Raw genomic sequence first — 10,530 nt, 5'->3', positions numbered from 1 at the left:
CCCCACACGCGAAACCCGACAGATCGAACGACTCCGATCCCTCGCCGCAAACGCAAACCTCGATCCAGACTTCTCCGAAGCCTTCCTCCGCTTCATCATCAACGAAGTCATCCGACACCATGAACGCGTGCGGGAAATCGCCAGATGAAATCAACGGATGATGTGGGTTCACGGCATATTGCGGCGCGACATCCGCTATGACATTCTAGCATCCTGATCTTGGGGATATCGGACAATGAAACCTGCATATACGCTGTTGTTGACACTCGCGGCCGTGGCCAGCGCGACGGGGGCGACCGCTCAGTCTTCGTCACGGCAGGCGAAGATCGACGAGGCCACATCGGCGGATCGGACCGGCAAATCCGCCGACAAGGTCATCTGCCGAACGTCCATCGAAACCGGATCGCTGGTGAAACGCACGCGGCGCTGCATGACTTCCGCGCAGTGGGCCATGCGCATTCGCGGTGAAAATGACAGCGCACGGCGACTCGTTCAGGATAACGCCGGTCTGGTCAACGGCAACTGATCCTCACACCGCGGCCGGCAAGCGCAGGCGGACCAGCAATCCGCCCAGATCTTCGCTTTCCTCCAGTGCAATCGTGCCTTCGTAGATTTCGACCACGTCGCGCACGATCGCCAGGCCCAGCCCGGTGCCCGGCTTTCCCGTATCCAGCCGCGCGCCGCGTTCGAACAACAGCGTGCGCTCCGCCTCCGGGATGCCGGGTCCGTCATCCTCGACGATGACCTCGACGAAGCCGGCCTCGCGCACCACCGTCACGAACACCCGACCCTGACCATATTTGGCGGCATTCTCGATCAGGTTGCCCAGCATTTCCTCCAGGTCCTGATGCTCGACATGCGCCACCGCCTGCTTGTCGCCAGCCAGGTCGATCGTGACGTGGCGGTACAGCCGGCTGACCGCGCGTTCGACCGCCTTCAATGCGATCCAGACATCGGCACGGCTCTGGGCCGATCCGCGCCGCCCGACGGCGCGTGCGCGTGCCAGGTGATGATCCACCTGCCGCCGCATCGTGCGCGCCTCGCGGATCACCGTCGCCACCAGGTCGGACGACCCGGCGGTCGCTTCGTTCATGATCACCGTCAACGGCGTCTTCAACGCGTGCGCCAGATTGCCGGCGTGCCGCCGCGCCTCCTCCGCCTGCCGTTCATTGTGCGCCAGCAGGTCGTTCAATTCCTCGACCATCGGCGCGATTTCGATCGGCAGCCGGTCATCGATCCGCGCGATCTCACCGGTCCGCACCTGCGCGATCGATCGCCGCACCCGCCGCAGCGGCCACAACCCGAACGTCGCCTGCAACGCCGCCATGATGATCAGGCCCAGCCCCAGGATGACGAACGCGCGGATGATCGTCTTGCGCAATACCGCGATCTGATCGTCCAGTCCGGTGCGGGTCTGCGCTACCTGGAACCGCCACAGCGCGGTCGATCCCGGCAGGGTGACGTTGCGCTCCACGATGCGCAGCGTGTCGTCGGGAAATTCGTGGCTGTCATAGGTGTGGATGGCGTTCACATCGACATGCTTCGGAATCCGCAACTGCCGGTCCCACAAGGATCGCGACGGAAACGGCTCCACGCCCGGCGCCGAGACCTGCCAATACAGCCCGCTGTTGGGATCCAGGAAGCGCTGGTCGGCCAGCGGCCGGTTGAAATGCACCTCTCCCGCCGGATCGATCTCGGACGAGGTGATCATCGCATTCAACACATATTCCAGCTGGTTGTCGAAGGTCCGCGTGATCGCGGATCCCAGCAGGCGATCGAGCGCAATCCCGCCGCCCAGCAGCAGCACGACGATCCACAGCGCCGCCACCCCGATCATCCGCCGCGTCAGCGATCCGGTCGCCCGCCGCGGATCGACGACATGATTGTCGACCATCGCCTGCCGCCCCAGCAGGATCGCGATCCAGCTGCCGACCCCGCGCCACACCGTGTCGCGCGCGGTGTCGGGCCGTTCAGGCATCCGTATCTTCCAGGCTGTATCCCAGCCCGCGGATGGTGGTGATCACATCGGGACCCAGTTTCTTGCGGATCCGGGTCACGAACACTTCGATCGTGTTCGAATCGCGATCGAAATCCTGGTCATAGATATGCTCGATCAATTCGGTCCGGCTCACCACCTTGCCCTTGTGATGCAGCAGGTAGCTCAGCAGCTTATATTCCTGCGCGGTCATCTTCACCGGCTCACCCGCCAGCGTCACCTTGCCGCTGCGCGTATCCAGCCGCACGTCGCCGGCGGTCAATTCCGACGACGCGTTACCCGACGCCCGCCGGATCAGCGCACGCAGGCGCGCGATCAGTTCCTCGGTCTGGAACGGCTTGGCCAGATAATCGTCCGCACCCGCATCCAACCCGGCGACCTTGTCGGACCAGCTGTCGCGCGCCGTCAACACCAGGACCGGGAAATCCTTCCCCTCCTTCCGCCAGCGATCGAGCACCGTCAGCCCGTCGACACCCGGCAGGCCGAGGTCGAGCACCACCGCATCATAGCTTTCGGACGCGCCCAGGAAATGCCCGTCCTCGCCGTCCGTCGCCAGATCGACGGCATAGCCGGCCCCTTCCAGGGTCGCCCGTAACTGCCGCCCCAGATTGGGTTCGTCCTCGACGATCAATACCCGCATGTCGGCTCTCCATCTTTTCTCGGTACCCGCTCCACACCAAAGCGCGGGCAAGATCAAGTCGGCAGGCTGAAGCCGCTCGCGGGTCGAACGCGCGTCGCACCCGCTTTCCGTTCATGACCGATGCGACGCGGGCGGCCTGCTGCCGCAATCCCGGCCACCCGAACGAACCGGGACGCGAACGCTCTACTCCCCCGAACGCCCGATCACCGCCCCGGTGCGCCCGTCGACATCCACCCAGATCACCGCACCGCCGCGCATGAACTTCAGGCGATAGACCGATGTTCCCGGATCGAATTCCGGGCCCAGATAGCGTGCCCCCACCATCCGCGGCACCACGCGGTCCTCGATCTCGCGCAGCGACCGGATCTGCCCGCTCCGCCGCGCCTCCGACGCCGCGTCCTGATCGCTGTAGCGGCGCGTCTGCGCGCCGGCCGGCGGCGCGACCATACAGGCCGCCAGCATGGCGATCGGGAGAAACATCTTCATATTCATGATGACGTGGCATAGGGCCGGCGCATTGAACAGGCCGTGAATAGGCCATGCCCTTCCTATTGTCGGTGATTGTTGCACGATGTCCGCACCCATTCTCGCCTATGAAGATCTCGGCCTGGTCCAAGGACATGGCTGGCTGTTCCGCAACCTCGACATCTATATCGGTCCGCGCGACCGGCTCGCGCTGATCGGCCGCAACGGCGCGGGCAAGACGACGCTGCTGAAATTGCTCGCCGGCCGCATCGATTCCGACGCGGGCCGCCGCACCATCGTTCCCGGCAGCCGCGTGATCCTGCTGGAGCAGGAACCGGACATGGCCGGCTGCGCGACACTGCGCGACTATGCGCTGTCGGGCGCGGACGCACCCGCGGTGCATGATGTCGAGGCGATCGCCGATCAGATCGGCATCGATCTCGACCGCGATGCCGCCACCGCGTCCGGGGGGGAGCGCCGCCGCGCCGCCATCGCCCGCGCGCTCGCCATGGATCCCGACGTGCTGCTGCTGGACGAGCCGACCAACCATCTCGATATTGCCGCGATCGACTGGCTTGAACAATGGCTCAACCGCTTCACCGGCGCGTTCGTCGCGATCAGCCATGATCGCACCTTCCTCACCCGCCTCACGAAACAGACCTTGTGGCTGGACCGCGGCGGCATCCGCCGCGCGGAAATCGGCTTCGGCGGGTTCGAAGCGTGGACCGAACGCGTCCATGACGAGGAACAGCGCAACGCCGAACGGCTGGATGCGAAGCTGAAGATCGAGGAACATTGGATGCTGCGGGGCGTCACCGCCCGCCGCCGTCGCAACCAGGGCCGGCTGACCAAGCTGGTCGAGATGCGCGCCACCCGCAAGGCGATGCTGGGGCCGCAGGGCACGGCGCGGCTCACGATCGGCACCGATGATGTCCGGACGAAGACCGTGATCGATGCCGAGCATGTCACCAAACGCTACGGCGACCGCGCAGTGATCCAGGATTTCAGTTTCCGCGTCACGCGCGGCGATCGCATTGGCCTGGTCGGGGCGAACGGCGCCGGCAAGTCGACGCTGCTCAAGCTGCTGACCGGGGAGGTCGCGCCCGACGAAGGCCGGGTGAAGCTCGCCAAGACGCTCGACGCCGTCATCATCGACCAGCAGCGCAGCCTGATGGCGCCGGACAAGCGCGTCCGCGACGTGCTGGCTGATGGCGGCGACTGGATCGAGGTGCAGGGGGTCCGCAAGCATATTCACGGCTATCTCAAGGAGTTCCTGTTCGATCCGTCGATGACCGAGGCACGCGTCGCCACCCTTTCCGGCGGCGAACGCTCGCGACTCCTGCTCGCCCGCGAATTCGCGCGCCGCTCGAACCTGCTGGTGCTCGACGAGCCGACCAACGATCTCGACCTCGAAACGCTCGATCTGTTGCAGGAAGTGATCGCCGATTATGACGGCACCGTCCTGATCGTCAGCCACGACCGCGATTTCCTCGATCGCACCGTCACCGTCACCCTGGGGCTCGACGGCAGCGGCCATGTCGACATCGTCGCCGGCGGCTATGAGGATTGGGAACGCCAGCGCGCGCCGAAACGCGAGGCGAAGAAGACCGCCGCCAGACCCGCCGCCGAAGCGCCGAAATCGGCCAGGAAACTAAGCTACAAGGACCAGCGCGACCTCGACCTGCTGCCGAAGGAGATCGAGAAACTGGAAGCGCAGATCGCCCGCGACGAAGTCCTGCTCGCCGACCCCGACCTCTATGTCCGCGATCCGAAGCGCTTCGACACGCTGATGCAGGCGATCGCCAAGGCCCGCGCCGCCAAGGACGCCGCCGAACTCCGCTGGCTGGAACTGGCCGAAATGGCGGAGGGGATGGGCTGACGGCGCCTGCCGCGGCCGGTTGGTTCGCCGGGTTCCGTCGTTCGGGCTCCCGAAATCGCAAGCATGAAGAATCTCAATGGAAATCCCGCGACCGGGGCAGGATCCGCACGTCGCGCGGATGGACGTGGCTCTGCGGCATCATGCGGGCGCCGCTCTCCACGGTGTCCGACAACCCGTCCAGCGCCGGCGTCCTGTCGATCACGCGCGATGCCATCAGGTGGACGACGCCTTCCGGGCTGCGCTGGATCACGCCTTCGACCTGCATCAGCCGCGATGCCATGATCGCGCGGCGATAGGTTTCGAACAAACGCGCCCAGATCAGCACGTTGATGATCCCGGTCTCATCCTCCAGCGTCACGAAGATCGCATTGCCCTTGCCCGGCCGCTGGCGGATCAGCACGATCCCCGCCATCGCCACCCGCGCACCGTTTCGCGCCATCTCCGCCTGCGCCGCGCTCAGCACCTGCTCGCACGCCAGCCCCGCGCGCAGGAACGCCATCGGATGCGCCTTCAGCGACAAGCGCGTCAGCTGGTAATCCGCGGTGACATGCTCGACCAGCGGCATGACCGGCAATTCGGCATCGGCTTCGTCGGCCAGTTCGCGCGCATCGGCCGCCGCAAACAGCGGTAGCCGGTCGTCGGGCGTGCGCCGCACCTCCCACGCCGCATTGCGCCGGTCCTGCCCGATCGACCGGCACGCATCCGCATCCGCCAGCAGGCGCAGCGCCCGCGCCGGCAATGCCGCCCCCCGCGCCAGCGCCTCGATGGTAGCGAACGGCCGCGCCGCCACGATCCGCTCCGCCCATTCCTCCCGGAACCCGCTGATCTGGCGAAAGCCGAGCCGCAGCGCATGGCCGCCACTGGCCTGTGGTTCCAGGCTATTGTCCCACGCGCTCGCATTGATATCGATCCGGCGCACGTCGACCGCATGGTCGCGCGCGTCGCGCACGATCTGCGCGGGCGCATAAAATCCCATCGGCTGCGCATTCAGCAGCGCACAGGCGAACACCGCCGGATGATGGCATTTGATCCAGGACGAGATGTAGACCAGGATCGCGAACGACAGCGCGTGGCTTTCGGGAAAGCCATAGCTGCCGAACCCCTTGATCTGTTCGAAGCAGCGCCGTGCGAAATCGGCATCATACCCCCGCGCGGTCATGCCCCCCACCATCTTGCGCTCGAAATCGTCCATCCCGCCGACCTTGCGGAACGTCGCCATCGATTTGCGCAGCCGGTTGGCTTCGTCGGGCGTGAACCGCGCCGCCACCATCGCCAGCTTCATCGCCTGCTCCTGGAACAGCGGCACACCCCTGGTCTTGCCGAGCAGCTGGACCAGTTCGTCGGCCGGCCCATGGTCCGGGTGCGGAGAGGGATATTCCACCCGCTCCTTGCCCGCGCGGCGGCGCAGATAGGGGTGGACCATGTCGCCCTCGATCGGCCCCGGCCGCACGATCGCGACCTGGATCACCAGATCGTAGAACTCCCTGGGTTTCAGCCGCGGCAACATGTTGATCTGCGCGCGGCTCTCCACCTGGAACACGCCGATGCTGTCGCCCTTCTGCAGCATGGCGTAGACGGCGGGATCGTCCGGCGGCACCGTCGCCAGTTCATGATCGCCCAGCCCATGTTGCCGCATCAGCGCGAACGCTTTGCGGATGCAGGTCAGCATGCCCAGCGCCAGGATGTCGACCTTCATCAGGCCCAGTGCGTCGATATCGTCCTTGTCCCATTCGATGAAGGTCCGGTCCGGCATCGCGCCATTGTGGATCGGCACCAGCTCGTCCAGCCGGCCTTCCGTCAACACGAACCCGCCGACATGCTGCGACAGATGGCGCGGGAACATCAGCAGTTGGTCAACCAGCAGCTTCAGCCGCCCGATCGCCGGAGTGTCCAGGCTGAACCCGGTTTCCGCGAACCGCTTCTCCTCGATCGTGCTGGCAAAGCTGCCCCATACCGTGCTGCTGATCCGCGCGGTCACATCCTCGCTCAGCCCCAGCGCCTTGCCGACCTGCCGCACCGCACTGCGCGGCCGGTAATGGATCACGGTCGCGGCGATCCCGGCGCGCTCGCGGCCATAGCGTGCATAGATATACTGCATCACCTCCTCGCGCCGCTCATGTTCGAAATCGACGTCGATATCCGGCGGCTCGTCGCGCTCGCTCGATACGAAGCGCGAGAATAGCAGGTCATATTGCATCGGATCGACCGAGGTGATGCCGAGCAGGAAACAGACCGCCGAATTCGCCGCCGATCCGCGGCCCTGGCACAGGATCGGCGGCACCTGTGCCCGCGCGAACCGCACCACGTCATGCACCGTCAGGAAATAATAGGCATAGGCCCGCTCGCGGATCAGCCGGAACTCCTCGTCCAGCAACCCGGTCAGCTTCGCCGGTATGCCTGCCGGATAGCGCGCCCGCGCCGCCTCCAGCACCAGATGCTCCAGCCAGTCCTGCGGATCCCAGCCCGATGGCACCGGCTCGTGCGGATATTCGTAGCGCAGCTGATCCAGCGTGAAATCGATCCGCGCCAGGAATGCGGTCGTCTCCGCCACCGCCTGCGGGCAATCGCGGAACAGCCGTGCCATCTCGCCCGGCGTTTTCAGGTGGCGTTCGGCATTGGCGGCCAGCCGGCGCCCGGCCTGCTGGATCGTCACGCCCTCGCGGATACAGGTGACGATATCGTGCAGCGGCCGTTCCGCGCGCGACGCATACAGCGCATCGCAGGTGGCCAGCACCGGGATGCCGGCCGCCTCCGCCACCGCCCGCAACCCCGCCAGCCGGCGATGATCGCGCCCGCCGCGCGGCATGTCGACGCCCAGCCACACCCGCCTCGCGAACAGCGGCGCCAGCTCAGCCAGGATCGGCGGCAACTCCTGCCCCAGCCCCATCCCCGGCAACAGGATCAGCAACAGGTCGGCGTCATGCGCGATCAGGTCGGCCAGCATCAGCTCGCATCCGCCCTTCTTCGTCCGCCGATTGCCCAGCGTCAGCAACCGGGTCAGTTGCCCCCAGCCGCGCCGCGTCGCGGGATAGGCGACGATGTCGGGCGTCCCGTCCGCGAACGCCAGCCGCGCACCCACCACCAGCCGGAAATCGATATCCTCGCCGATCGCGGCCATCGCCTCCGCCCGCGCATCGCGCAGCGCAACATGCGCCCGCACCACGCCCGCCACCGTGTTGCGATCGGCGATCCCAATCCCCGCCTGCCCCAGCGCGATCGCCTGCGCGATCATGTCCGACGGATGCGACGCCCCCCGCAGGAACGAATAATTGGTCGCCGCCACCAGTTCGGCAAAGCCCGTCACGCGAACAGCCCGTGCAGATACCAGCCCGGCGCCGCGCGCTCGCCTTCATACAGGCCGTGGCGGAAGATCCAGAAACGCCGCCCGCCTCTATCCTCGACCCGGTAATAATCCCGCGTCAGCCCGCGCCCGTCGCGCCGGCGCCACCATTCGGACGCGATCCGCTCCGGCCCTTCATAGCGGGTGATATCGTGCAACGATCGCCGCCAGCGGAAGCGCAGCGGCGGTCCGTCGGGCACCTCCGCAATCGCCTCGATCGCGTGCGGCGGATCGAACAGGTGCAGCGGCCGGCTTGGCGGTTCTCCGGTTTCCGGCATCGGCCAGGCGACCGCTTCGCCGCCTTCGATCGCGGGAAACAGCAGTTGCGCCTGTTCCGGAATATGGCTGTCGACCGGGCGGAACCGGCGGATGCGGCCCTTGCCCAGCCGCGTGCTCAGTCGGTCGACCAGCGCGGCGATCTCGGCCTCCGCCACCGTCCCGCCCTCCAGCTTCAACTGGGTCGCCGCCAACGCTTCGGTCCCCGGCACCGCCAGACGGATCAGGTCATATCCGAATCCGGGGTCGATCGGGTCGCTGAGCGCTGCGATCCGTTCGCGGAACAACCGCATCACCGCCGGCGGATCGCGCGTCGCCATGCCGGTTTCGACCCGCAACCGCTGCACCAGCCCGTCGCTGCGAAAGAACAGCGCCTCGAACCGCCGTCCGCCCTGATCCCGCCGTGCCAGCACGTCGGCCGCTTCCCCCGCCAATTCCTCCACGATGCGAAGCGCATAATCGGCCTGCGCGATCGGTTCGGGAAAGCGCCGCTCGACCAGGATCGCGGGCGTGATCCGGTGCGGATCGATCGGGCTGTCGCTATCCCCGGTCAGGCGGTGGAGCGCCTGCACCGCATCGCTGCCGAACCGTGCGGCGATCCCCGCCATCGGGCGCCGCGCGACCTCGCCGATCGTCTTCAGCCCCGCACGGATCAGCGCGGTCGTGCGCTCCGTATCCAGTTGCAGCGCCGCAACCGGCAGACGCCGGACCGCCGCCGCCTCGTCCTGGCCGGGCGCGGTCTGGAACCGGGCGAGCGCACGCGCCGCATCCGGCGTCGCTGCGATCGCATGACGCGCGCTCATCCCCAGCCGCCCCAGCCGCTCGACCAGCGCATCCGCCAGCGCCGCCTCGCCACCAAACAGATGCGCGCACCCGCTGATGTCCAGGGTCAGCCCGTCCGGTGCGTCGATCGCCACCTGTGGCGTGTAGCGCAGGCAGCCATCGGCCAGCCGTTCCAGCCACGCCTGGTCCGCGGCGCTGTCCTGATCGACCACCGCCAGTTCCGGGACGCGCGCTCGCGCATCCGCCAGCGTCAGCCCGGGCGCCATCCCCAGCGCCCGCGCCCGCGCATCGACCGCGACCAGCCGGATTGCTCCGCCGCGTTTCTCGACGAAGGCCAGCGGATCATCCCGCCCGGCGCCATCCTGCGGCTGGTGGATGAACCAGCGTTCCGCCGGCAGCAGCGCGAACCACAGCGCCAGATATCGCCGGCCCTGCCGGTTCGCGGAAGGCTTGCTCGTCACGATTCCACTCCATGCGCCACACGCCACCGGCGGCACCCGCGCGCCGCCGCAGCAATTCGACCTCGAACATCGGCGCGCCCGGCGCCTGCGCCGCCATCTCCATCGACGGCGCCGCCCGCACGCCCCAGCGCGTATCGGCCGCACTGACCGACGCGGTGCCCCCGATCCGCACCAGCAGCATCGTCACGCCCGACGCCTCGGTCGCCAGCACCAGCCGCCGGGTCGCCGTCAGGTCCAGCGCGCGCAGCGTGCCCCAGCATTCCAGCACCACCGCCCCCAGCCCGGCACAACGCGCCGCATCCAGCGCCGCTTGCAGCAACGCAACCTCGTCGCGCACCACCGCCAGCATCACCGCACCCGGATCGATCCCCAGTTCGGACAGTCCCGGCGCATAACAACCGCCCGATCGCGCCTCCGCCTGCTCGGTTCGCAACCACAGCATGGCCTGGCCCGCCGCCGCACAGGCCCGTGTCGCCAGCAGGATCGCGAAGCCCAGCGCGGCATTCGCCGTCTCTCCGTCCTGCGCGCACACCTCATGCATCCGCCCCCGGACCAACCCGCCGTCCAGCGCGCCATCCACGCCCGCATGCCCGACACCGAACCGCACCACATCCGCACGCCGTCCCTCGATCCAGGCAAGCCGGTCGCGTATCGCATGCAGTGAATCGGTTGAGTCGGGCATATCTGTTC

General features: G+C 67.4%; 9 protein-coding genes. 3 read left to right on the top strand and 6 right to left on the bottom strand.

The features are described 5' to 3' along the window. Together VF649_RS10575 and VF649_RS10570 are read left to right on the top strand one after the other, a co-directional pair. Positions 1 to 148: chorismate mutase (locus VF649_RS10575; protein WP_414713665.1), on the top strand; the 148-nt coding region annotated here is incomplete at its 5' end. A gap of 87 nt (positions 149 to 235) precedes the next feature. Beyond that, positions 236 to 526: a hypothetical protein gene (locus VF649_RS10570; RefSeq protein ID WP_331011916.1), complete on the top strand. Its 291-nt coding sequence runs from the start codon at positions 236 to 238 to the stop codon at positions 524 to 526. Between the two features lie 3 nt (positions 527 to 529). Here the strand turns inward: VF649_RS10570 and VF649_RS10565 are convergent, their stop codons facing one another. From VF649_RS10565 to VF649_RS10555, 3 genes are all read right to left on the bottom strand, one after another. Continuing rightward, positions 530 to 1,894, bottom strand: a complete 1,365-nt coding sequence (locus tag VF649_RS10565; RefSeq protein ID WP_331011918.1) for an ATP-binding protein — start codon at positions 1,892 to 1,894, stop codon at positions 530 to 532. 76 nt (positions 1,895 to 1,970) lie between these two features. Next, positions 1,971 to 2,636, bottom strand: coding sequence for a response regulator transcription factor (locus VF649_RS10560; RefSeq protein WP_331011915.1), 666 nt, complete (start codon positions 2,634 to 2,636; stop codon positions 1,971 to 1,973). 183 nt (positions 2,637 to 2,819) lie between these two features. Beyond that, positions 2,820 to 3,122 (bottom strand): hypothetical protein, encoded by a 303-nt coding sequence (locus VF649_RS10555; RefSeq protein WP_414713664.1) that lies wholly within the window; start codon positions 3,120 to 3,122, stop codon positions 2,820 to 2,822. 85 nt (positions 3,123 to 3,207) lie between these two features. Between VF649_RS10555 and VF649_RS10550 the strand changes: the two genes are divergently transcribed. Beyond that, positions 3,208 to 4,980, top strand: a complete 1,773-nt coding sequence (locus VF649_RS10550; RefSeq protein WP_331011913.1) for an ABC-F family ATP-binding cassette domain-containing protein — start codon at positions 3,208 to 3,210, stop codon at positions 4,978 to 4,980. A 73-nt stretch (positions 4,981 to 5,053) separates the two neighbouring features. Here VF649_RS10550 and VF649_RS10545 read toward each other — a convergent pair whose 3' ends face one another. Genes VF649_RS10545 through VF649_RS10535 form a run of 3 tightly spaced genes read right to left on the bottom strand, consistent with a single transcriptional unit; the run spans position 5,054 to position 10,522 of the window. Next, positions 5,054 to 8,284, bottom strand: a complete 3,231-nt coding sequence (locus tag VF649_RS10545; protein ID WP_331011912.1) for an error-prone DNA polymerase — start codon at positions 8,282 to 8,284, stop codon at positions 5,054 to 5,056. Continuing rightward, positions 8,281 to 9,840, bottom strand: a complete 1,560-nt coding sequence (locus tag VF649_RS10540) for a DNA polymerase Y family protein (protein ID WP_331011911.1) — start codon at positions 9,838 to 9,840, stop codon at positions 8,281 to 8,283. The genes VF649_RS10545 and VF649_RS10540 overlap by 4 nt, the downstream gene beginning before the upstream one ends. Next, a complete protein-coding gene (locus tag VF649_RS10535; RefSeq protein ID WP_331011910.1) occupies positions 9,722 to 10,522 on the bottom strand; it encodes a hypothetical protein in 801 nt (266 codons plus the stop codon). Before VF649_RS10535 ends, VF649_RS10540 begins: the two co-directional genes overlap by 119 nt. Between the last annotated feature and the right edge of the window lie 8 nt (positions 10,523 to 10,530).

The organism is Sphingomonas sp. (assembly GCF_036387535.1).
Classification (GTDB): Bacteria; Pseudomonadota; Alphaproteobacteria; order Sphingomonadales; family Sphingomonadaceae; genus Sphingomonas_R.
Note: the sequence above shows the minus strand (reverse complement) of the source record. Positions and strands in the feature narration are given on the sequence as shown.